This is a genomic window from Metabacillus sp. 84, assembly GCF_050107715.1.
Taxonomy (GTDB): domain Bacteria; phylum Bacillota; class Bacilli; order Bacillales; family Bacillaceae; genus Metabacillus_B.
The window spans coordinates 20,319-44,310 of sequence record NZ_JBNILN010000003.1 but is presented as its reverse complement, the minus strand read 5'-3'; the positions used below and the strand labels follow the sequence as shown (position 1 = coordinate 44,310).

Here is a 23,992-nt window from a genome sequence, read left to right as displayed (position 1 = left end):
TTGTGCTTCCAACAGGAAGCCCACCCCCTAAGAATGCGTTTTCATTTTATAAGAAAAACAAAACCGTCCCTGCCTTCATTGTATTATAACTATCCACATCCAGCAATTGTCCGCCCTGGTTTCTCCGGTCTCTCCAAGTGGTATACTAACCATAATAATAAACTCTGTTTGAAAAGGACGATTGAAGATGGAAAAAGCCATGCTGATTATAAACGGCAATGCCGGACAAAAGAATATTGATAAAAACCTTCAAATGATCGTCCCCGTACTCGCTGAGGGCCATCCGCATCTTTTAATCCTTCAGACACAACGGCGTTTCGATGCAAAGAGATATTGTGAAATTTACGGGGAAGAAATGGATTTTGTTTATATATTGGGGGGAGACGGCACGGTCCACGAGTGCATCAATGGCCTTGCCAAGCTAAAGAAAAGACCGGCAGTGGGAATACTTCCCGGCGGAACGTGCAACGATTTCGCCAGAACACTCGGCATTCCGCAAAACCTGAAAGAGGCCGTCCAAGTTATTTCAAGCGGATCCAGACAGCCAATTGATGTGATTCAGACAAGTGAACATTTTCTTCTAAACTTCTGGGGAATCGGACTGGTCACCGAAACCTCTGAAAATATCGTTGATTCAGAAAAAGCAATGCTCGGTAAAATCAGCTACTTCCTAAGCGCATTCCGCACCGTACAGAAAATGGATCCATTCCCAGTCAGAATCCAGGCTGATCAGGATCACTTTGAAGGCGAAGCCGTGATGGTGCTCGTCGCAAACGGAAAATTCATCGGAACAAATGCCCTCCCTTACCCGGGGATCTCCCCTGAAGACGGGAAAGCCGATGTATTTATACTAAAAAACACCAACCTTGCAGCAATCCGGGACATGCTCACGATGAAAGACGCTTCCAAGTGGGATAACAACGAATCCGATCTTCTGCATTTTACAGGAAAAAGAATTGAAATCACAACAGAACATCCGATGAAAGCCGATACCGACGGTGAGGTATACTCCGGCACACCGGAGGAAATCACAGTATTGAAGCAGCATATTGAATTTCTGGTTCCTGAGGTGGAATAAGCGGGGCGCGATCAAACTTTAGTTTAGGAGGTTATTTTCCGTGGTTACCGTGGGGAATGCTGGTGGCTGTTGGTGGCTGGTGGCTGCGGGTTGCCTGCCTCCGACCCTTACTCTGCTAAAGGATTAAAGCTCCGGCACCATCTCTCTGAACCGTTGTACCGCAAGGCTTTGAAAGAACAAGTCTCCGTACCGCTTTGCATTAAAGCAGCAGGGGCCAGGCACAGTGCCTGGCCCCACTTTCGCTGCCGTACTAAAGCTCCGGCACCTGATCCGCCAATCCTTGCTGCGCAAGGGCTGGCAGTTCCACGTCTCTGTCCCCCGCCCCTTTACAGCAGTAAAGCTCCGGCACCGTTATAACCGGAAAACCACGGTGGCTTTGGGTGGGGCATACCATGGTGCCTGCGGGTTGGCTGCCTCCGACCCTCACTCTGCTAAAGGATTAAAGCTCCGGCACCACTTTGCCTCACACCTTGGAGGTCATGGGAACGCAAGGTTGATGCTCCGTCCCCATATCAGCGAAAAACAGAGGTCGGAGGATGCCTCCGACCCCTGTTATGTCTACTGGTCTGCCTTTGTCCCCTAAGCTTATAAAGTGTTGGGAGAGTAAGGATAGGGGAATTCTGTCTCTGTCCCTCTATCCTTCACCGCAGCGGGGGACGGAGGCACAGCACAAAAGAGCAAAAGAGCACAATAGCACAAGAGCCCAAATCCACAAGTCCATACAACACCAGACTAAGCATACTGAACATACTGAGCAGACCGTATACAATACGCTCTGCTCCAGCTTTAAATCTCCTTCATGCCTTAGTAAACCGAAGTATTTTCCTTTGAAATCGTTTCAAGTATTTCTTTTACTCTTGCCAGGAAACGTCCGCAGACTAATCCATCCAGGACGCGATGGTCGAGGGAGAGACAGAGGTTGACCATGTCCCTGACAGCAATCATGCCGTTATTCATGACTACGGGACGTTTGACGATGGATTCAACCTGCAGGATGGCAGCCTGCGGGTAATTGATGATGCCCATCGATTGGACAGAGCCGAAAGAGCCGGTGTTGTTCACTGTAAAGGTGCCGCCTTTCATGTCTTCGGCACCAAGTTTGCCGGTACGGACTTTGCCAGCAAGCTCGGTGATTTCACGGGCGATGCCTTTGATTGTTTTTTCATCTGCCTGTTTGATGACAGGCACGAACAGGGCGTCGTCAGTGGCGACGGCAATCGAGATATTGATGTCTTTCTTTTGGATGATTTTATCGCCGGCCCACATGGAATTCATTTGCGGGAATTCTTTTAGGGCCTGAGAAACGGCTTTTACAAAGAAGGCGAAGAAGGTAAGGTTAAAGCCTTCTTTTTTCTTGAATTCATCTTTGATGGATCCGCGGTACTCTACGAGATTTGTGACGTCTACTTCCACCATTGTCCATGCATGCGGAGCTTCGTGCTTGCTCTTCAGCATGTTGGCTGCTATTGCTTTTCTAATGCCGGTAAGGGGGATTTCAATGTCCCCGGGAGCTGCAGACACCGGCTGAGCTGTTCCTTGCGCCTTCGGCTGTACAGACGCTTCGGCCGGACTCTTCTCTTTTTCGGTTACGGACAGTTCTGGCTGCTTGCCGGAGGCGGCCTGGGAACCGGCTTTAGGAGCTGTGCCGCTATCAATCAGCTGCTGCAGATCCTTTCTGGTGATTCTTCCTCCTGCACCGCTTCCGTTAACCTGCTCAAGGTCGATTCCATTATCCTGGGCAAGACGCAGCACGGCAGGCGAATACCGTTTCTTATTTGGCTGGGCATCGTCGCTTTCCTGAGCTTGAGCGGTCTCCTCTGGAGGCGCCTCAGCAGCAGCTGGTTCCTTGGCCGGGCTGCCTTCTACCTCAACTTTACAGATGACTTGTCCGACTTCAAGCGTATCTCCTTCAGCTGCAGTAAGCTCTTTAATTACACCTGTAAAGGATGATGGAACTTCTGCGTTTACCTTATCCGTCATTACTTCAGCGATTGGATCGTACTTGTTTACCTGATCACCAACCGAAACAAGCCATTTGCTGATTGTACCTTCTGTAACACTCTCCCCCAGCTGGGGCATGGTCATCTGTTCCATTCCCATTGTTCGGCACTCCTTTTTTGAAAGATTGGCTTTGTAAATCCCTGCTTTTCATGGCACAAAAATTGCTCCGAGCCACCATTTCAATCCCATTCAGATTAAAATTCAGCGAGTTTTCTCATGGCCTCTTCGACTTTATCCGGGTTTACCATAAAGTATTTTTCCATTGTAGGAGCGTATGGCATTGCTGGAACGTCCGGACCTGCGAGACGCATAATTGGAGCATCCAGGTCAAACAGGCAGTTTTCCGCGATGATGGCTGAAACCTCGCTCATGATGCTTCCTTCCTTATTGTCTTCCGTCAGCAGCAGGACTTTTCCTGTCTTCGAAGCGGCTTCTATGATGGCGTCTTTATCCAGCGGATAAACTGTTCTTAGGTCAAGAATGTGTGCTGATATTCCATCCTGTGCAAGTCTTTCAGCTGCCTGAAGAGCGAAGTGGACACATAGGCCGTATGTAATGACCGTGAGATCCTCTCCCTTGCGTTTTACGTCCGCTTTGCCGATAGGGAGAACGTAATCATCTGCTGGAACTTCCCCTTTTATTAAACGGTAGGCACGTTTGTGCTCGAAGAACAGCACGGGGTCTTCATCGCGGATTGCCGCCTTCAGCAGCCCTTTTACATCGTATGGGGTAGAAGGCATGACAATTTTCAGTCCAGGGGTATTGGCAAACAGCGCTTCGACTGATTGTGAATGATAAAGGGCTCCGTGCACTCCACCGCCGTAAGGGGCGCGAATGACCATGGGACAGCTCCAGTCGCTGTTCGACCGGTAGCGGATTTTGGCTGCTTCTGAAACAATCTGATTGACAGCCGGCATAATGAAATCTGCAAACTGCATTTCAGCAATCGGCCGCATTCCATACATGGCTGCACCGATGCCAACACCGGCAATCGCAGATTCAGCGAGAGGTGTATCGATTACACGCTCTTCCCCGAATTGGTCGTACAGTCCATGGGTCGCTTTAAAAACGCCGCCTTTTTTTCCGACATCCTCCCCAAGTACAAATACTTTATCGTCACGTTCCATCTCCTCGCGGATGGCCATTGTGACAGCATCGATATAAGATATAACTGCCATTTTTTCTCCTCCTTACTCCGCGTATACGTGCTTTAATGCAGATTCAGGATCTGCATAAGGAGCATGTTCTGCGTAATCGGTCGCTTCATTTACTTCCTTCATGATTTCATCTAAGATCGATTTTTCGATTTCATCGGTCAAGATGCCGGCTTCTCTCAGGTAAGCAGCAAATTTTGCATTGGGGTCATTCTTTTTCGCTTCTGCCACTTCCTCCTGTTCCCGGTAGCTGCGGTCATCATCATCACTGGAGTGCGGAGTGAGCCTGTAGGAAATGGTTTCGATTAATGTTGGCCCTTCTCCTCGGCGTCCCCGGTCAGCCGCTTCCTTCACTGCTTTATACACTTCCAGAGGATCGTTTCCGTCAATAGTAAAGCCCGGCATGCCGTATCCGATCGCACGGTCGGAAACATTTTTGGCAGCGACCTGTTTTTCGTAAGGAACGGATATTGCGTATTTATTATTTTCACACATAAAAATGACCGGCAGTTTATGTACTCCTGCAAAGTTCGCGCCTTCGTGGAAATCCCCTTGATTTGACGATCCTTCACCAAAGGTCACAAATGTTACAAGGTCCTTTTTCTCCATTTTTCCTGCAAGGGCAATTCCCACTGCATGCGGCACCTGGGTTGTTACAGGGGATGAGCCCGTTACGATACGGTTCACCTTTTGTCCAAAGTGACCAGGCATCTGCCGTCCGCCGGAATTCGGGTCCTCTGCCTTAGCAAATCCGGATAGCATTAAATCCTTTGCCGTCATCCCAAAGGCAAGCACCACGCCCATGTCGCGGTAATAAGGGAGCGCATAATCCTTTTGGCGGTCAAGTGCAAAAGCAGCTCCGACCTGAGCCGCTTCCTGTCCCTGGCAGGAAATAACAAATGGTATTTTTCCAGAACGGTTCAAAAGCCACATCCGCTCGTCAATTTTTCTGGCCATAACCATAGTTTTATACATTTCCAGCACTTGTTCATCGGTTAAACCGAGTGCTGCATGACGATTTTCAGCCATGGAAATCCCTCCTAAATGAATGGCATCAGCCATGAATTGCTTTCCCATCTACTGCAAGCGCCGCCTCGCCAATCGCTTCTGAGAGCGTCGGGTGGGGATGGATTGTATGACCAATCTCCCAAGGGGTCGCATCAAGCACCTTGGCAAGTCCGGCTTCAGATATCATGTCTGTCACATGCGGACCGATCATATGAATGCCAAGAATATCATCTGTATCTTTGTCAGCTACGATTTTAACAAAGCCATCAGCTTCTCCGAAAACAAGTGCTTTTCCGATAGCCCGGAATGGGAATTTGCCGGTCTTGACATGAAATCCTTTATCTTTCGCTTCCTCTTCTGTATAGCCAACACTGGCCGCCTCCGGAGAGGAGTAGATACATTTGGAGACAAGGGAATAGTCAAGCGGATGTGGCTGTTCGTTAGCGATATGCTCAGCTGCTAGGATTCCCTCGTGGGAGGCAACATGAGCAAGCTGAAGCCCCCCGTTCACATCTCCAATCGCATAAATATGCGATTCCTTTGTCTGCATATAAGGATTGACTTTGATGAATCCTTTATCTAAAGCGATATCTGTATTTTCGAGCCCGATCCCTTCGACATTAGCCTGGCGTCCGACAGATACAAGCATTTTCTCTGCTTCAAAGGTCTGGCTGCTGCCGTTCATTTCGGCTTCAATGAAAACACCATTCTCTATTTTCATTGTTTCAGGCAATACTTTTGCTCCAGTGACAACCGTGATTCCTTTTTTCTTCAAAAGCCTTTGCATTTCCTTAGAGATTTCAGCATCCTCTAAAGGAAGAATCCGGTCTGCATATTCAATAACCGTAACTTTCACTCCAAAATCACAAAGCATGGAAGCCCACTCAATTCCAATGACTCCGCCTCCCACAATCACGATGGATTCTGGCAGACGTTCAAGGGTTAATGCATCATCTGAAGACAAGACCGTTTCTCCATCCAATTCGAGTCCAGGCAATGTACGCGGTCTCGAACCGGTAGCAATAATGACGTTTTTTGGGATTAGCATTTCGTTTTCGGTCCCGTCGTTCATTTCTACAGAAATCGTTCCTGGCATCGGAGAAAATATTGAAGGACCCAGGATTCGCCCAATTCCTTCATACACATCAATTTTCCCTTGTTTCATTAAGTGCTGGACGCCTTTATGGAGCTGATCCACTATTTTTTGTTTTCGTTCCTGCACTTTTAAAAAGTTCAGCTCCACACCCGCTGTTTCAACGCCGAATTCCGCAGCGTTTTTCGTCTGTGCATACACTTCGGCACTGCGGAGAAGCGCTTTACTTGGGATGCATCCTGCATGGAGACATGTGCCTCCAATCTTGCCCTTTTCAACAATTGCTGTTTTAAGTCCAAGCTGGGAAGCGCGGATGGCGGCTACATATCCGCCGGTACCGCCGCCAACAATGACTAAATCATATTCTGTGGCCATGAAAATGCTCCTTTCTGCTCGTTAAAAGATTCGCACAGTCTTTTTGTTTCCTGGATATTCTTTCGCCTGTTCTTCTTTTCTAAGGACCCTTAGAGCACCTTCGGCTAACGATTGAAGTTCATTTTCACCGGGAAACACGATGACATCCGCAATCCAATCCACATGGCTTGAGATCAGAGACGTAAACCGTTTTCCATAAGCAAGGCCGCCGGTAAGTATAATGGCGTCCACTTTTCCTTTTAACACAGCACTTGCGGATCCAATTTCCTTGCCGACCTGGTAGGCCATCGCGTCCATTACAAGTTTTGCCTTTTCATCTCCGGCTTCAACCATTTTTTCTGCTTGAATCGCGTCGCTGGTTCCCAAGTACCCGACCATACCGCCTTGTCCTACAAGCTTCTTCATGACTTCCTCACGGTAGTAGTCACCGGAGTAGCACATGGAAATCAGGTCGCCTGCCGGAACCGTTCCTGCCCGTTCGGGACTGAACGGCCCATCTCCGTGAAGCCCGTTGTTTACATCAATGACCTTCCCGTTTTTATGAACACCGACCGTGATTCCTCCGCCCATATGCGTCACGATCAGGTTTAAATCTTCATAGTTCCTTCCATACTGCGCGGCTGCTTTCCTGGCCATTGCTTTTTGATTCAGCGCATGGAAGATGCTTTTGCGTTCAATAGATGGCATTCCGGATAGTTTAGCAATCGGGGCCATTTCGTCCACCACAACAGGATCCACAATATAGGCCGGGATGTTCAGTCCGGCAGCTATTTCCCGGGCGATGATACCGCCGAGATTTGAAGCGTGCTGACCGGAGTACCCTTTTTCAAGGTCCTCCAGCATTTGGCTGTTCACCTCATACGTCCCCCCTTCAATGGGACGCAGAAGCCCTCCTCTTCCACACACAGCAGAGAGCCTGGATATGTTGATTCCTTCCTCATCCATCGCTTCCAAAACCGCATCTTTCCTGAACTGGTATTGGCTAATCACTGTTTGGAAAGAACTAAGCTCTTCTGTACTATGCCTGATGGTTTTTTCTAAAATAGGCCGATCTGAATCAAAAACACCGATTTTCGTTGATGTGGACCCCGGGTTGATAACCAAAATCCGATACTCTGTCTCCTGCAAAAGTGAATCCTCCGTTTCTAAACTGATGCGCATTTCCGGCTGCCTTTCCGTTTACCGGCGGCTTAGGATATGATGGCCGTTTTGAAGAAATTGACTTCTTGAATTTCTCATCCGCTCAATTCTTTCCTCTGCAAGACGGTCAGCTGCTTTATATGTCGGAATACTGTCACGCTTAGCAATTTCAAGGACACTCTCAATGTTGCTGTAGATTCCTTCTACTTTTTTTAGAGCACGGTCACGGTTATAGCCGTAAAGCTCGTCTGCTACGTTAATGACACCACCCGCGTTGATTACATAGTCCGGAGCGTAGATGATGCCCATCTCATGTATGGTGTCTCCATGACGGGTTTCTTTCAGCTGATTGTTTGCTGCGCCGGCAATTACACGTGCTTTCAGCTGTGGAATCGTATCATCATTAATTGTTGCTCCCAATGCACAAGGTGCATAAATATCGCAGTTTACGCTATAGATTTCATTTGGATCCACAGCTTTTGCACCAAATTCATCGACAGCTTTTTGAACCGCTTCTTTATTGATATCCGTCACAATCAGCTGTGCACCTTCTTCATGGAGGTAGCGGCAAAGGTTAAACGCTACATTGCCAATCCCCTGTACCGCGATTACTTTGCCTTCCAGCGAATCTGTTCCGAACGCTTCTTTAGCAGCTGCCTTCATGCCTCTGTATACACCGAATGCCGTTACAGGAGATGGATTGCCGGAAGAGCCGAATGCAGGGGAAATTCCGGTTACATAGCTTGTCTCCTCGTGGATGATGTCCATGTCCGCTACCGTTGTCCCCACATCTTCAGCAGTTATGTATCTTCCGTTCAAGCCTTGAATGTAGCGTCCAAATGCACGGAACATTTCTTCATTTTTGTCTTTCCGGGGATCACCGATGATTACGGTCTTCCCGCCGCCGAGGTTTAAGCCGGCCGCTGCATTCTTATACGTCATTCCCCGCGCAAGCCTCAGCGCGTCCTCTACTGCTGCTTCCTCTGATTCATAGGTCCACATACGCGTTCCGCCAAGTGCAGGTCCAAGTGTTGTATCATGTATGGCGATGATTGCCTTTAGCCCTGACTGTTGATCCTGGCAGAAAAGTACTTGCTCGTAATCATAGTGCTCCATATATTTAAAAAGTTCCATTTGTAGTTCCTCCCTGGTTTTCTTTGTTTTTTTGGCTCGGTTAAACGTAATGGCTGATGTACAAAGATGAAGAGTTTACGATTCAGACGTGCAAATCGCTATTGCGAGGGAATACAGCTTGCTTTCAGCAGAATCTGAACGGCTTGTCAATACGATTGGAGCTTTTGCTCCGGCTATCAGGCCGCCCACCTTCCCTTGGGCAAAATAAACCAGCGATTTATAAAATACATTTCCAGCTTCCATATTTGGCATTAACAAAATGTCCGCTTTACCGGCTACCTCTCCGCTAACACCTTTATGACGGGCCGCCTCCTCTGACACAGCTACATCGAGCGCCATCGGGCCGTCAATGAGGCAATTTAGGATTTGGCCTCTTCTGTTCATCTGTGTAAGAGCGGCAGCATCCAGTGTAGCCTGCATCGAAGGATTTACCAGTTCAACTGCCGCAATCGGTACAGCTTTTGGCAGCGGAAGCCCGAGCCGGTTTGCTGTATGTACCGCATTCTGAAGGATCTGTACTTTTTGCTGCAAATCAGGATCCACGTTCATGGCGACATCCGTTAAGAATAAAAGCCGGTCACAGGCAGGAACCTCAAACACCGCCACGTGGGAAAGTACTTTTCCCGTTCTGAGACCATACTCCTTATGTAATACTTCCTTCATGAGGACGCCTGTAGGCAATCCGCCTTTCATTAACACGTCTGCTTCACCGCTGCTGACGGCTTTGACCGCAAGCTCTGCTGCCTCTTTATGCGATGAGGCATGGACAACCTTAATATGTCCCATCACAGCGTTTTTCTCCTGAAGCAAGGAGTGGATTCCTTCTTCATCCCCAAATAAAATGAATTCGGCCATGCTGAGGTTTTGGGCCATCAGGATCATGTTGATGATTTCGATATCCTCTGAAGAAGCGACGGCCACCTTTTTACCGGAAGTCCGGGCTGCATTTTCGAGAATTGTTTGTAATTTCAAGTAAGAATCACCCTCTCATGTAAATTCGCACCCAAACTATATACTGCAAGAAGCGTGCCAAACTGAAAAGGCATACAGTGGCAGGCGTTAGCCTTTTAAAAGAATGCAAAAACCTGCACTTTATGCAATTTATTGCGTGCTAATGTTTGCAATTTCGTATTTTTCCATTTTATAATACAGTGTTCTGAGAGAGATGCCTAAAGATTTTGCAGTTCGGGTCCGATTATACCCGAATTTTTGAAGAGCCGCAGTTATTACGTCTTTTTCGGTTTTTTCCACTGCTTCTGAAAGCGATGGCAGATTCTCCTCAGGATTTATTCCTATTTGATGGACAGCTTGTCTTTTGGCTACAAAATCCGGCAAATGCGAGGAATGAATGCACCTCTCTGAAGGGTGCATAAAAATCATCGCCCTCCCCAAAATATTTTCAAGCTCACGCACGTTCCCCGGCCAATCATGGCTGAAAAGGATATCCGCTGCTTCAGAAGAAATTTCTTCAATGTACTTCCCGTAATCCTGGTTGATTTTCCGGATCAAATGGGCGCTCAATGCTGGAATATCCCCTTTTCTTTGTCTAAGAGGCGGAATGGAGATCGGGTATCTGTTCAGCCGGTAATAAAGGTCTTCACGAAAAGCTCCTTCCGTCATAGCCTTTTCAATTTTCAGATTGGTTGCCGCAATAACCCTGACGTTCACCGGAATCGCTTTTGTTCCGCCAACACGGACGATTTCCTTTTCCTGAAGAACCCTTAAAAGCTTGGCCTGCATTTGCGGAGACAGCTCTCCAATTTCATCGAGAAAGATACTCCCATTATTCGCTTCCTCAAAAAACCCTTTCTTGCCGCCCCTTTTTGCCCCCGAGAAAGCCCCCTCCTCGTAGCCGAACAATTCGCTTTCCAAAAGATTCTCTGCGATGGCGGCACAATTCACACGGATGAATGTATTGTACTTTCGGTCGCTTTCATTATGTATCGCGTGGGCAAACAGCTCTTTTCCCGTACCCGATTCTCCCCTTAACAGAACTGTGGCGGGAGTTTTCGCACCAAGCTTCGCCTGCTCAATCGCAAGCTTCATTTCCTCGCTTTCGCCGATGATGTCCTGGAACGTATATTTCGCTTCAAGTGTACGGATAATCTGCCTGGCACGGTCTAATTCTGCTGTTAACGTCTTAATTTCGGAAACATCGTGAATGACTCCGACGCTCCCCTTCAGCTTCCCGTCCACTATGACAGGAGCGACATTGACAAGCACATCTTTCCGGCTGCTGCCAACCTTCATCCTTACTCCCCGGACCGGACGCCTCGTCTGCAGGACACGCAAATGCATGCTTTCCCCTTCTGAAATATCCGCGGTAGCCGGGAGACCGATGATGTCTTCTTCCCTTAACCCAGTCATTCTTGTGTAAGCAGGGTTAACAAGAATCCCCCTGCCATGTTCATCAACTACAGATATCGCTTCATCGGAGGATTGAATGATCGCTGTCAGCATCGTTTCAATTTCGCGCAGATTGGTTAATTCCTCAGCAAGCTGAACCGCCTCTGTAATATCCTTAAACAGGGAGAGGGCCCCTCTAAGCGACCCATCTGGATTCAAAATCGGAATCCTGGTTGTGATGATTTTGAGCCCATTATCCAAAATCTGCTCCTGATTGTATTCAGGCTTTTGGCTGTAAAGGACTTCCGGAAGTCTTGAATTCGGAATGACCTCTCTTATTTTGCGGCCAAGAACATTTTTTCTCATGTTCCCTGTCACATTTTCTGCCACCCGATTAATAAAGATGATATCTTCACTTGCATCTATTACAATCATCCCGTCATTGGTGGCATCCAGGATGGTTGAATACTTATTAGTCTGTTCCTTAAGCCTGTTAATCAATTGTTCTTTTTCACTCGTAAGACTCGATATGATGAGTGCGACTGAGGATGGGACAACAATGGTGTGGCTCTTTCTTTCTTTTAGCAATGCTTCCAGCACTTCAGTTTTTCCAGTAGCTTCCATCACCACATCAATGTCATTGGTCAGAAGCATCCTCCAATCCGAATGAACAGGGATGCCCGCCTCCTTTGCATAAAGAATGCCGGGAGCCTGGCTGTTAATATCCGCTACTGCTGCCGTTCTCATCACTTGAGTCTCAACCAGCATTTTCAATAACGCTGTTCCGCCCTTCCCCGCGCCGACAAGCAACACATTTTGCATACAAATCCCCTTTGATTATGAAAAAATTTTCATATCCACCTTTATTTTTTTGCAAATTATTGCATTAATCAATTTTATCATAGAAATCCTGCTTGACAAATCTTTTTAAAAAGCAAAGAATAAAGCTAAATTGCGCAATTGGAAAGGGTTACAAAAATGTCGAGAATAATCGCATTGATCATTGTCCTCATACCGGGAATCATGGCCGCCTATGGAATTAAACTGATTCGTGACCTTTTTTTCGGAATCCTTCAGCCGCCTATCCCTTCCCTGCTGATTCAATTTTTGATTGGTCTGACTTTGTTTATTGCAGGCCTTGGATTTACTGCAGGATTTATTTTTTACCGGGACCGCAAACACAATAAAGTGCAGAAAAGATTCAGCCGGAGGTAATGGATTCGTTCCAGGGAATGCGATGCGCCCACTCCGCCAGGCAGCAAGCGGTTCTTCCAAAAAGATAAAAGGGCTGACACCCAGGTCAGGTTTAATCCGCCTGGGTGCAGCCTCTTTTCATGTAATCGATTCTCTTATGCGGACCGCCTTTTCCGGATAATCGGTGAAAAAGGCGGATGCTCCCCATTCAAACAGCGTTCTCATTTCCTCCTCGTCATTTACGGTAAAAGGTCTGACGGCCACACTGTTTTCCCTTGCCTGATTGATCAATTCGTTTTTTACCGTTCGCATCAGCGGATGGATGGCCCTTGCACCGGCCCTCCTCGCGTAGTCATACGGTTTATAAATACCATCTGAATACAGCAGTGCCGTTTCAATAACCGGATCCGTTTTAAGCGCCTGGACCATACTGGAATGATTGAAGGATGACAAAATAATCCGCTCGGATAAATTGTATTCCTTTACGAGCTGGATCACTATTTCTTCAATATTTGAGTATTCAATCATGTTGTTTTTAAGCTCAATGTTGATAATAAACGGCTTTTCACTTTCACAAGCCCATTTTAGTACGTCTTTTAGCAACGGAATGGGAGCCTCTTCATTAAATAACCGGCCGGCATTCAGACGAATTAACTCTTCAGCAAGATGATCTTTTACATAGCCGGTTCCATTCGTAGTCCGATCCACCGTTTCATCGTGAATGACAACCGGAATTTGATCCTTGCTTAAATGGACATCCAGCTCAATTCCGTCCGCTCCGGCATGAATGGCTTCTTTAAAAGAAATCATTGTATTTTCCGGGCTCGTTCCCGCTGCCCCTCTATGTCCAAAAATCATCGTCATGACGTCACCTGCTTTCGAATTAGTCTAATCCCTATTCTATACCACTTATTCCTTAATTAAAAAACGCCGGACTTGTCCATTAAAATGAATGGACTGCCCGGCTCGTACTTCAGTTTTTCGTATAGCTTACTTTGCTTTTGTCATTCTGGAGCATGTACCCTCCACCCAGGTTCAGCAATCTTCCTTCTGTGCCGAAGACACGGTAGCGCTGACCTTTATTCAGCCTGATGGAGGGGCTGCCTTTCTTCGTCATTATAAGGTCGGTTTTTAATGTGACCATTCCTTCATAATACCGGGTACTGGAGGCTGTCTTTATATAGTAGCCTCCTCCCACTCTGTATCCTTTATTGTCTTTTCCGTAAACTTTTATTAATTCTCCTCTTTTCAATGTCCGAAAAACCGATCCATTGGGAGCATACATCTTCACGTCGCCTTTTATTAGCAGTTTGCCATTGTAAATAAAAATCCTTCTTTCGACCCTCGCAAAATAAGTACCACCTGTGTTAACCCACTCTGTATTTCTTCAAATCTCAGTTATCTAAGAGGATTGAGTTTTTGGCTTCACTTCTCATTTCATTAATCAGGCTTGCGGTTTTTCGTTAGTCTGCTTGAATGAGTCGGAGTAATAGTCATAATCCATAATAAAGGTATGTATATCCGTCGTTTCCATGAGGCGCATTTTGACGATGGATTCTGCCGTTTCAGACTGGGCAGCTGCAGGAAAGGCAGAAGGGATAGCAATCGCACTTAGGACTACAGCAGAAGCGAGAGACAAGTTAAGCCAGTTTCCAGGGACTTTCGATTTTATCATGGGTACTCTTCCGAAAAGTTTTTTATGCTGCTGACGGTGAGCCTGGTGATGTTCCCTTCTGATGCCCTTTGAATGCAAGGGCTGCTTTTTTCAGTCTCTGCTGGATCGAACGCCTGATTCTTCTGCTCATGGCCCGCACCTTCCTATGTTTGATGATTGGTGACACGTTACTCCATATACTAAATTGGAATTGTAAAGCTGTTCATCCCTTTTTGTTTATTTTTTGTAAATTATGTAAAACAGGAAGGAAGCAGCGGGTATTTTGCGGGAGAAAAAGTGGTTTTCTTAAAATTCCTTGGTCAATATTAATGAAATGCTGTCAGGTGGATAGGCTTCTGCCGGATAGAGAGAGACCTGATACACTGCTTCATCTGAGCGGGTGAGCCGAGGCTGGTGCCGGAGAAGAAACGGTCCATAAAAAAACACCCGCAGCAACGGGCGTTCTTCTCACCTATTCTAACCCTTTCAGCTGGCCATATGCTCCAAACGAAGCTTATCGGCAACCATGGCGATAAATTCGGAATTCGTCGGTTTTGCTTTTGTCATGCTGACGGTGTAGCCGAACAGCGAAGAGATGGATTCAATGTTCCCGCGGCTCCAGGCTACTTCAATCGCATGGCGGATCGCTCGCTCTACACGGCTTGCGGTCGTGTTGTACTTCTTAGCAATGTCCGGGTATAGAACCTTCGTAATGGACCCGAGCAGCTCAATGTCATTATAGACCATTGAAATAGCCTCACGCAGGTAAAGATATCCCTTAATGTGGGCAGGCACTCCAATTTCATGGATAATGCTTGTAATGTTGGCGTCAAGGTTTCTGGATTTATTTTCAGGTTTAGAGCTGAGGATGGAGTTGGATGACCTTTTCATGACCGGTGATGCATTCCCGCTGACCTGACGGATGTGGCTCGCGAGGTTTTCCATATCGAACGGCTTGAGAATAAAATAAGAGGCACCAAGATCTACAGCTTTCTTTGTTACATCTTCCTGCCCGAATGCCGTCAGCATGATAACGTTTGGCTGCTTTTCCAGGTTCAGATCTCTAAGCTTTTCCAGCACAGCAAGCCCGTCGAGATGAGGCATGATTATATCAAGCACCAATACGTCTGGTTTCTTTTCTTCCAGCATTTGCAGACATTCCTGGCCATTATACGCCACACCCTGCACTTCCATATCATTCTGGCTTGAAATGTATTCCTCAAGAAGCCCCACTAACTCACGATTATCATCTACGATACACACTTTGATTTTATTCACCAGTTTTCCTCCTCAGTCTTCAATCACCAAAATAGTGTTGGTCATGTAAAAGAAGTTTTCGACAATCGTGAATAAAACCCTCTAAATTTTTGAAAAAAATTCAAAATTTAAATATATCTCTGTTTTTCTTCATTTTACTCACAATTTCGACTATATATGCAATTTGACATTTAAATTTTCTGACAATGATGTCGAAAAATCTTTCTATGGATATTGTAACCAATATTCAGGGATAAATAAAGGGAATTTTACATCTTTGGCTAAGGTTTGTCTGAAAGAATGATTTAATAATTCGGCCCAGCGCGGATTGGGACTCATTCTTATGAGGAGAGCCGCTTTAAACAGCCTTCACTGACCCTCACTCTATAACCGACTGATCCGTTACCTGCCCAGCTGTTCCTGGGCAGGCAAGGCTTAAATGCGTCAAGTCTCTGTATCCGGCTCCTTTATAGCAGGAAAGCACCGGCACCGCTGGCTGCAAATCAAACAAAAACCGCCGGCTTAACCGGCGGTTCTTAACTCGCTGCTCTTTTCTGCTCTTTATCATACAATTCAATTCCCGCTTCGTTCAGCATCCACTCAATATGGACCCCGTAGCCTGAAGTTGGGTCATTGACAAATACGTGAGTGACGGCTCCGATGACCTTTCCATTTTGAATGATCGGGCTTCCGCTCATTCCCTGGACTATACCGCCGGTTTTATCCAGGAGCCTTTTATCTGTCACTTTAATGACGAGTCCTTTTGTTGCAGGAAATTTTTGTGGAATCGTGCTGACAATGTTCACATCAAATTCCTCTACCTTGTCATCCTCTACAACCGTTAGAATTTTTGCCGGCCCTTCTTTTACTTCATAGGACAGAGTGACAGGCAAAGGCTGGTCAGATACGCCATTCGCCATGCCCTGATTGAGCTTTCCAAAGATGCCAAACGGGCTGTTCCGTGAAATATCTCCCACAATCACCCGGTCATTTGAGAATCGTGCCAGTTTTTCTCCAGGGTTGCCGTTGCTTCCTTTTTCAATCGATGTGACCGTAGATCTCATGACTTCGCCATCATGGACGACGATTGGCTTTTTCGTATCCATATCCGATATAACGTGGCCAAGAGCCCCGTATTTTTTTGAGTTTGGTTCTATAAATGTCATCGTTCCTATGCCGGCAGCCGAGTCGCGGATGTATAATCCAATCCTGTATGCCTCGTCATTAACATCTTTTAACGGATACAGCTTCGCTTTATGGGAACGGCCGTTTCTGAAAATGACAAGGTCCAGGGGCTTCCCGGTTTTTCCGGAAGATTGAATAAACGGGGTTACATCATTCATTTTTTCTATTTTCGTTCCGTCGATTTCCGTTATGATATCTCCTACTTCAATGCCTGCCAGTTCTCCAGGTGACTGTTTCCCTTTTTGAGTATTAACTTGATGATGTCCGACGACCAGCACTCCAAGGGTGTTAAGCTTTACACCAATGGACTGTCCCCCCGGAATCACTTTTAAATCAGGGATCACGCGCACTTCGGTTTTTTTCAGCGGCAGTCCGCCCCATTCAAATACAACATTTGATTCCCCTGCTTTTTTACCTTCCAGGTTAATTTCAGAATCCGTTTGCTCTATACTGAATGCTTCTGTATGAGAATCAGCTGACGCTGGTATCGCTGAAGCAAGGCTTGCTGTTTGAGATTCAAAAATCGTAACGGTTTTAGGGAGCTGAATGTATTCTTTCACAGGTTTGAGAAACCCTATGCTTATCAAAGATACAAGGAGAATTACACCAATTATTTTTCTTGCTTTTTCTAATAACACACTTCCACTCTCCTCGCTCCTTACCCACACCACAGGTGGCTACACTCATTACTTTTGCCTTCATAGAGCTTGTTTATAACTTGCGAAGCGAGAAAAAATTGATTAAAACGAGGGTTTTATGGGAATTATATGGATTTTTAGAAGGAGAATAAATCGCTTAAGCTGAATGAAGGCCTCCGCGCCGATGGCAAAAAAAATGCCATGGATTAACCGGCCATGGCATTTTGAATTATTTTCGCTCTTTTAGGCAATTGCAGCAGACAGGCGGTGAGCGAGCTTCCTGCTTCGCCACTGGGGCTCTCCCCTGTCCCGCTGCTCTTAGCTCAGGGTCTCATGCTTCCACTCCAATCAAAGGGCGTAAAATGTAACCAAGCCTTACTTTTTGGAGGAGCTTGCAAGGGAGAGCAGTTCTTTAGCATGCTCTTTTGTTAAGTTTGTTACCTCTACACCGGCAATCATGCGGCCGATTTCTTTAATTTTCTCCTCTTCTGTAAGCGGCTTGACGCTTGTTTTGGTCCGACCTTTCTTCGTTTCCTTGGAAATGAAGAGATGGGTATCTGCCATTGCCGCTACTTGCGGGAGATGTGTGATGCACAATACTTGGGATCCTGCGGACACGCGGTAGATTTTTTCGGCAATGGACTGGGCAACGCGTCCGCTTACTCCCGTATCCACTTCATCGAAAATGATGGACGTGACGCCTTGATGTCTGGAAAAAATGCTTTTCATCGCCAGCATAATCCGTGACAATTCACCGCCGGAGGCTGTCTTGGAGAGGGGCTTGAGCGGTTCTCCCGGATTGGTGGAGATGTAAAACTCAGTAAAGTCCGCTCCATCCAAAGTGAATTTAACGGTCTCACCATCCAGTTCGGGGTCATCCTTCCCCCCTTGTCTTCGGCTGAATATAACATCAAACGAGGACTTATCCATATACAGCTCCTTCAGTTCCCGGCGTATATCTGAAGAAAGCTTCTTAGCGGCCTGCTTCCGGACAGCGGTCAAATTCTCCGCCTCAACCTTCATATCCATGAACAATGAAGACAGTTCAGACTTCATTTTATCCACATGGCTATCCCTGTTTTGGAGCGTTTCGATTTCTTCTTCAATTTTCGCAGAATACGTCAGAATTTCCTCTACCGAGCTGCCGTATTTTCTTTTCAGGTGGCTGATTTCATTTAACCGGCCCTCTATAAAATTGAGACGCTCCGGATCGTATTCAAGTTCATCAAGATGTGAACGGAGCTGATAGGAAAGGTCCTCTAAAATATAAAAACTGTTGGACATGCTCTCAGACATATTCTTGAGATCTTCATTAATGGCTGCAACCTCTTCCAGACTGCTCATGGCAAGGCCCGTCCAATCCAATCCCTTTTGTTCCCCATTCAGCGCATTGTAGGCATTTTGCAGAGCCTCAAATATTTTTTCGAAATTGGCAATTTCACTGCGTTCTTCCTGGAGCTTAACGTCTTCATCCGGCGTCAGTCCTGCCTCCTCAATTTCATTCAGCTGAAATTGGATAAGATCAAGGCGGTGGGCAATTTCCTGTTCATTGTTGCTGAGCTGCTTGATTTTTTTCTTTAAAGCCGAATAGTTTACAAACAGCTCCCGATACGCTTCAAGTGCCGGGATGATTTTTTCGGAGCCAAACTGATCCAGGAGAGGCTGATGATGCTCTTCATTCATCAGCTCCTGATTATCATGCTGCCCGTGAATATCAATCAGCATTCTGCCTACTTCTCTTAAGATGGCTATGGTTACAAGCTTCCCATTGATCCGGCATACGCTTTTGCCGGTTGAGGAAATGTCCCGGCGCAGCACGACCATCCCATCAGAGACGTCTATTCCAAATTCAGTGCACTTCTCATAGCAGGCATGCTGATCGTTATCCAGCAGAAATAAGCCTTCCAGCTCTGCTTTGTTTTCTCCGTACCGGACAAACTCAGAGGAACCGCGTCCTCCAGCGAGCAAATGGATGGCATCAATAATAATGGATTTACCGGCTCCTGTTTCTCCGGTTAAAACGGTCAATCCTTTTTCAAAAGATATGGTGATGGACTCAATTATGGCAAAGTTTTTAATCGTCAATTCCGCTAGCAAGACAGAATTCACCTCGACTTTTTATTTGGCTAAATTGCCTTTAGATCAAGCATCATTCTATGGACAGCATGACGCAGCTCCATTTTTTCTGCTGTTAATGGTTACAGCATATCAAGGAACCGGTTGGTGATTTCTTCTGTGACTTCCGGTGACCTGCAGATGATGAGGATGGTGTCATCCCCGCAAATAGTCCCCAGAATATCATCCCAATCCAGGTTATCAATGAGGGCGCCGATCGCATTGGCATTCCCAGGCAATGTTTTCATAACAATCATGTGACCGGCGGAATTAACCTTTACGAAAGCATCGATTAGCGCACGCTTCAGCTTAGCCAGAGGATTAAAGCGCTGATCAGCAGGCAGGCTGTATTTGTAGCGGCCATCAATCATCGGCACTTTAACAAGATGCAGCTCTTTGATATCTCTTGAAACTGTGGCCTGTGTGACGTTATAGCCTGCGCTTTTCAAATGGTCCACCAGATCATCCTGAGTTTCAATCTCATCATGTGTTATGATTTCTCGGATTTTTATGTGTCTCTGCCCTTTATTCATGCGGCACCCCTTACTGTCTTTATCGCCATCTTGTGTTTATACCCTACATGTTAAATGAAAGGATAATAAAAGTACATCCTTTTGCCAAACGAAGCAGTCAGGCATGTTTCTATGTATGTTTTTTCCATTTCGGTTTTTCTTATCCGCCAGCTTGCGGCAGAATTTATGTAAAAACGGAATGAAACAACGTTTCATTCCGCTTCCGGCAAGGCCTTGGATTTTAATCCTTCATGAGCCTTTTTAACAACTTCTGCTGTCAGGACCGGAAGAATCACCTTTCCCTGATTATCATTCCCAGTCCAGCGGAGGTGCAATAGAAACTCGATGTTTCCATCTCCTCCGGTTATAGGCGAGAAAGAAAGATTCAAGCAATCGAAGCCTTCTTTTACTGCAAAATCAATCATTCCGGAAACGACCCGTTCATGCACGGCCGGGTCCCTGACGATGCCTTTTTTGCCTACCTGGTCCCTGCCGGCTTCAAATTGCGGCTTCACAAGCGCCAGGCAGTCTCCGCCAGGAACAAGAATCTTTTTTAATGCCGGCAAGATAAGCTTGAGGGAAATAAATGAAACATCAATTGTTGCAAGCTCCGGCAGCCCTTCCTGAAAATCAGCCGGCTCTGAGTAGCGGAAATTTGTCCGCTCCATAACAATGACTCTTGGGTCCTGTCTGAGCTTCCAGGCAAGCTGATTATAGCCGACATCCACCGCATAGGATTTTATTGCCCCGTTTTGAAGCGCGCAATCGGTGAATCCCCCTGTGGATGATCCTATATCAATCAGAATTTTGCCCTCAGCTTCTACATCAAATTCCCTGAGGGCCTTCTCAAGCTTGAGTCCACCACGGCTGACGTATGGAAGTACATTTCCTTTTATCGTGAGCGGCAAATCCCTATCCACTTTTTCACCGGGTTTATCCAATCTCATTTCATTGGCAAAAACAATCCCGGCCATGACCGCTCTTTTTGCTTTTTCCCTCGTCTCAATCAAGCCTTTTTCGACGAGGAGTATATCCAATCGTTCTTTTTTGCTCATTATTAGGCCCTTTTTTCTTTAAGTGGTGTAATTTTCTTAATAGCAGCAATCGTGTGCTCGGTTGTCATGCCGATTTCATTCAAGAGCTTAGATACGCTTCCGTGCTCGATAAAGCGGTCTGGAATTCCCATTCTTTCAATAACTGCATGGTGGTAATGCTGCTCATGCGCATATTCCAGCACAGCACTTCCAAATCCGCCTTGCAGAACAGCCTCTTCTATTGTAAGAATCGGAATGTCTTTTCGGAGGAGTCCGCTCAGCATATTATCATCCAGCGGCTTGATAAACCGGGCATTGACTACTTTCACTGAAATGTCTTGCTTTTCCAGAACTTCAGCAGCCTCCAGAGCCATTCCAATGGTAGTGCCGAACGTCAGGATGGCAGCATCGGTACCTTCTCTGAGAACTTCCCAGGAACCGATCGGAATCTGTTTCAATTCTTCATCCATCTTAACACCCAGACCGTTGCCGCGGGGGTAGCGCATAGCAATTGGACCATCATCATACTTCAGCGCTGTATGAACCATGTGCTGGCCTTCATTTTCATCTTTAGGCATCATGAGCACCATATTTGGCAGATGTCTCATGAAGGCGATGTCAAACACGCCCTGGTGCGTTTCTCCATCGGCACCGACCAGACCCGCCCTGTCAATTCCGAAAAAGACGTTTAAGTTCTGACGGCACACATCATGCACAACCTGATCATACGCCCGCTGCAGGAATGTAGAATAAATCGCCAGGAAAGGCTTCATGTTCTGAGTTGCAAGACCGGCAGCCATTGTCGTGGCATGCTGTTCTGCAATTCCAACATCATACATGCGTTCCGGAAATTCTTCTGCAAATCCGAGCAGCTTGGAGCCAACAGGCATAGCTGGGGTCACGGCAACGACGCGGCTGTCCTCTCTTGCGATTTTGCGGACCGTTTCACTCACAAGCCCGCTCCAGGACGGAGCAGAGATTACAGGTTTGACAAAGTCGCCTGTTTCAATTTTATAAGCAGGGGTTCCGTGCCAGTTGCCCAGTTTATCGGCTTCTGCTGGTTCATAGCCTTTCCCTTTCTTCGTAATCACGTGCATGAGAACCGGACCTTTTGTTTTTTTGGCATAACGCAGATTTTCCAGCAAATCCTCATAATTATGGCCGTCGATTGGCCCAAGGTACGTAAACCCAAGCTCCTCGAAAAACACACCGGATACAAGTAAATACTTCAGGGAATCTTTAATCCGTTCAGCTGTTGAAGCAAGTGCTCCCCCAACGGCAGGAATCCGCTTAAGCAAAAGCTCAAGCTCATCTTTCGCCCATTGGTACTTGCCGGCTGTCCGCAGTCTGCCAAGTACGTTATGAAGCGCTCCAACGTTCGGGGCGATGGACATTTCATTATCATTCAGGATGACAATCATATCTTTCTGCTCATGCCCGATGTGATTTAGTGCTTCAAGCGCCATACCGCCTGTTAGTGCACCGTCCCCTATAATCGGGATGATGACATCGTCTGTCTTTTTCAGATCCCTGGCAAGCACCATTCCCATCGCTGCGGAGAGTGAAGTTGAGCTGTGCCCTGTTTCCCAGACGTCATGCTCGCTTTCGCTTCTTTTCGGAAAACCGCAAAGCCCCTGATACTGGCGCAGCGTGTCAAACTCCCCTGCACGCCCGGTTAATATTTTATGAACATAGGATTGATGGCCGACATCCCATAGAAATTTATCCTTGGGACTGTCAAACACTTTATGCAAGGCAACTGTCAGTTCTACAACCCCAAGGTTGGGACCGATATGGCCTCCTGTAGCGGCCAATTTCTCAATTAGAAATTCTCTGATCTCCCCGCTTAATTTCTCAAGCTCGTTTGTTGAAAGCTTTTTCAGGAACCTTGGATTTTTAATGGATAATAGATCCAATTGGATCACTCACTTTCGGTGGTTTCTATATGGATGCGTATTTTAATTCTTTATCCTATTTTCTCCATGTTAAACTACTTTTACCGGATTGAACATGTTTTGGAGCCATGAACCATTTTACCAATGTGCAGGCTGGAATCAATGGTTCATCCATCCAAGAGGGCTGCAGGAAAACAAAAACCGCTAGCACTATTGTGGTAACGGCTGCTGAGGATCATTATGAAGTCCCAAACAACCCGATTAGTTTAGGACATTATAGCACAAAATTTACTAGCAGGCTCATTTTCCTATTTCTCAGGAATCTCTAAGCGCGACAAGATCGGTTAGATCCTGCAGAAAAGTCCCGTGCAGATCAAGCTCCTGCAGAGCATTTTTTGCCAGAGCAATATGGCTGTCCAATTTATCCTTGGCGCCATCAAGAGTCAGCAGGGAAGGATACGTCGTCTTTTGATTTTCCGTATCAGATCCGACTGGCTTGCCTATTTTTTCCACTGTTCCTTCAATATCCAGAATATCATCTCTGATTTGAAAAGCGATGCCGATATGCTGCCCAAAACCCCGTATTTTTTCTATTTTTTCTTTGTCCGCTCCGGCGATTATGGCTCCGGCTACAAGACTGAACGTCAGCAGCTTCGCGGTTTTATGTGTATGTATGTACTCGAGCTCGCTTAAGGAAAGAGATTTTGCTTCACCTTCCATATCCGCAGCCTGACCGCCTGCCATACCCTCGGCGCCGGACGCATGAACAAGCTCGGCTACAAGCAGGATTTTTTGTTCGGGGCTGATTGAATCCCCTGCGATTAATGCCTGAAAGCTATGGGTAAGCAGGCCGTCCCCCGCCAGTACCGCCATAGCTTCTCCAAACATTTTATGATTGGTCGGCTTTCCGCGTCTAAGGTCATCGTCGTCCATGCATGGAAGGTCATCATGGATGAGAGAATACGTATGAATCATCTCCACTGCACAGGCAGCAGGCATACCTGGATCCTCTTCTTTTCCAAACGCATGGAGAGTGGCTAACACAAGAATCGGCCGCAGCCTCTTCCCCCCCGCATTCAAGGAATAAAGCATGGACTCTTTAAGATGAGAAGGAGCTTCCAGACTTCCAATCAGAACCGGAAGCTCCTTTTCAATCCGTTCTTTTCTGCTTTTCATGAA

19 protein-coding genes and 2 pseudogenes are annotated in these 23,992 nt (G+C 46.6%); 2 read left to right on the top strand and 19 right to left on the bottom strand.

What is annotated here, in order from left to right:
- The first annotated feature begins 181 nt into the window (after positions 1-181).
- Positions 182-1,078 (top strand): YegS/Rv2252/BmrU family lipid kinase, encoded by an 897-nt coding sequence (locus ACQCV8_RS06970; protein ID WP_426843859.1) that lies wholly within the window; start codon positions 182-184, stop codon positions 1,076-1,078.
- Between the two features lie 804 nt (positions 1,079-1,882).
- Here ACQCV8_RS06970 and ACQCV8_RS06965 read toward each other — a convergent pair.
- The 9 genes and pseudogenes from ACQCV8_RS06965 to ACQCV8_RS06925 form a co-directional block, all read right to left on the bottom strand.
- Positions 1,883-2,851: pseudogene (locus ACQCV8_RS06965) on the bottom strand (dihydrolipoamide acetyltransferase family protein); the annotation flags it as partial.
- Positions 2,852-3,010: 159 nt separating this feature from the next.
- A pseudogene (locus tag ACQCV8_RS06960) lies at positions 3,011-3,157 on the bottom strand (biotin/lipoyl-containing protein); the annotation flags it as partial.
- A 116-nt stretch (positions 3,158-3,273) separates the two neighbouring features.
- A complete protein-coding gene (locus ACQCV8_RS06955) occupies positions 3,274-4,257 on the bottom strand; it encodes an alpha-ketoacid dehydrogenase subunit beta (protein ID WP_426843858.1) in 984 nt (327 codons plus the stop codon).
- Between the two features lie 12 nt (positions 4,258-4,269).
- Positions 4,270-5,262, bottom strand: a complete 993-nt coding sequence (locus ACQCV8_RS06950) for a thiamine pyrophosphate-dependent dehydrogenase E1 component subunit alpha (protein WP_426843857.1) — start codon at positions 5,260-5,262, stop codon at positions 4,270-4,272.
- 25 nt (positions 5,263-5,287) lie between these two features.
- Entirely contained in the window at positions 5,288-6,709 is a 1,422-nt protein-coding gene (gene lpdA / locus ACQCV8_RS06945; RefSeq protein WP_426843856.1) for a dihydrolipoyl dehydrogenase, read from the bottom strand.
- Positions 6,710-6,730: 21 nt separating this feature from the next.
- Positions 6,731-7,870, bottom strand: coding sequence for a butyrate kinase (buk, locus tag ACQCV8_RS06940; protein WP_426843855.1), 1,140 nt, complete (start codon positions 7,868-7,870; stop codon positions 6,731-6,733).
- 18 nt (positions 7,871-7,888) lie between these two features.
- Positions 7,889-8,983: a branched-chain amino acid dehydrogenase gene (gene bcd, locus ACQCV8_RS06935; RefSeq protein WP_426843854.1), complete on the bottom strand. Its 1,095-nt coding sequence runs from the start codon at positions 8,981-8,983 to the stop codon at positions 7,889-7,891.
- 75 nt (positions 8,984-9,058) lie between these two features.
- Entirely contained in the window at positions 9,059-9,955 is an 897-nt protein-coding gene (yqiS, locus tag ACQCV8_RS06930) for a phosphate butyryltransferase (protein WP_426843853.1), read from the bottom strand.
- 129 nt (positions 9,956-10,084) lie between these two features.
- Complete coding sequence (locus ACQCV8_RS06925; RefSeq protein WP_426843852.1) at positions 10,085-12,151, bottom strand: sigma 54-interacting transcriptional regulator; 2,067 nt, start codon at positions 12,149-12,151, stop codon at positions 10,085-10,087.
- A 156-nt stretch (positions 12,152-12,307) separates the two neighbouring features.
- On the opposite strand from ACQCV8_RS06925, the gene ACQCV8_RS06920 reads away from it, so the two are divergent.
- The gene (locus tag ACQCV8_RS06920; RefSeq protein ID WP_426843851.1) at positions 12,308-12,544 is read left to right on the top strand and encodes a DUF2627 domain-containing protein; all 237 of its coding nucleotides are present in this window, start codon (positions 12,308-12,310) and stop codon (positions 12,542-12,544) included.
- 117 nt (positions 12,545-12,661) lie between these two features.
- On the opposite strand, the gene ACQCV8_RS06915 is transcribed toward ACQCV8_RS06920, so the two are convergent.
- The 10 genes from ACQCV8_RS06915 to ACQCV8_RS06870 form a co-directional block, all read right to left on the bottom strand.
- Positions 12,662-13,387 (bottom strand): glycerophosphodiester phosphodiesterase, encoded by a 726-nt coding sequence (locus ACQCV8_RS06915; protein WP_426843850.1) that lies wholly within the window; start codon positions 13,385-13,387, stop codon positions 12,662-12,664.
- A gap of 109 nt (positions 13,388-13,496) precedes the next feature.
- A complete protein-coding gene (locus ACQCV8_RS06910) occupies positions 13,497-13,808 on the bottom strand; it encodes a hypothetical protein (RefSeq protein ID WP_426843849.1) in 312 nt (103 codons plus the stop codon).
- 159 nt (positions 13,809-13,967) lie between these two features.
- On the bottom strand, positions 13,968-14,198 hold the full coding sequence (locus ACQCV8_RS06905) for a hypothetical protein (protein WP_426843848.1): 231 nt from the start codon (positions 14,196-14,198) through the stop codon (positions 13,968-13,970).
- A gap of 465 nt (positions 14,199-14,663) precedes the next feature.
- Positions 14,664-15,455, bottom strand: a complete 792-nt coding sequence (gene spo0A / locus ACQCV8_RS06900) for a sporulation transcription factor Spo0A (protein ID WP_426843847.1) — start codon at positions 15,453-15,455, stop codon at positions 14,664-14,666.
- A 515-nt stretch (positions 15,456-15,970) separates the two neighbouring features.
- Positions 15,971-17,257, bottom strand: coding sequence for a SpoIVB peptidase (gene spoIVB, locus ACQCV8_RS06895; RefSeq protein WP_426843845.1), 1,287 nt, complete (start codon positions 17,255-17,257; stop codon positions 15,971-15,973).
- Between the two features lie 375 nt (positions 17,258-17,632).
- On the bottom strand, positions 17,633-19,354 hold the full coding sequence (gene recN / locus ACQCV8_RS06890) for a DNA repair protein RecN (RefSeq protein WP_426843844.1): 1,722 nt from the start codon (positions 19,352-19,354) through the stop codon (positions 17,633-17,635).
- 101 nt (positions 19,355-19,455) lie between these two features.
- Complete coding sequence (ahrC, locus tag ACQCV8_RS06885) at positions 19,456-19,905, bottom strand: transcriptional regulator AhrC/ArgR (protein ID WP_426843843.1); 450 nt, start codon at positions 19,903-19,905, stop codon at positions 19,456-19,458.
- A 191-nt stretch (positions 19,906-20,096) separates the two neighbouring features.
- Positions 20,097-20,942: a TlyA family RNA methyltransferase gene (locus tag ACQCV8_RS06880; RefSeq protein ID WP_426844237.1), complete on the bottom strand. Its 846-nt coding sequence runs from the start codon at positions 20,940-20,942 to the stop codon at positions 20,097-20,099.
- Positions 20,942-22,834: a 1-deoxy-D-xylulose-5-phosphate synthase gene (gene dxs / locus ACQCV8_RS06875; protein WP_426843842.1), complete on the bottom strand. Its 1,893-nt coding sequence runs from the start codon at positions 22,832-22,834 to the stop codon at positions 20,942-20,944. Before dxs ends, ACQCV8_RS06880 begins: the two co-directional genes overlap by 1 nt.
- Positions 22,835-23,128: 294 nt before the next feature.
- A complete protein-coding gene (locus tag ACQCV8_RS06870) occupies positions 23,129-23,989 on the bottom strand; it encodes a polyprenyl synthetase family protein (protein ID WP_426844236.1) in 861 nt (286 codons plus the stop codon).
- Between the last annotated feature and the right edge of the window lie 3 nt (positions 23,990-23,992).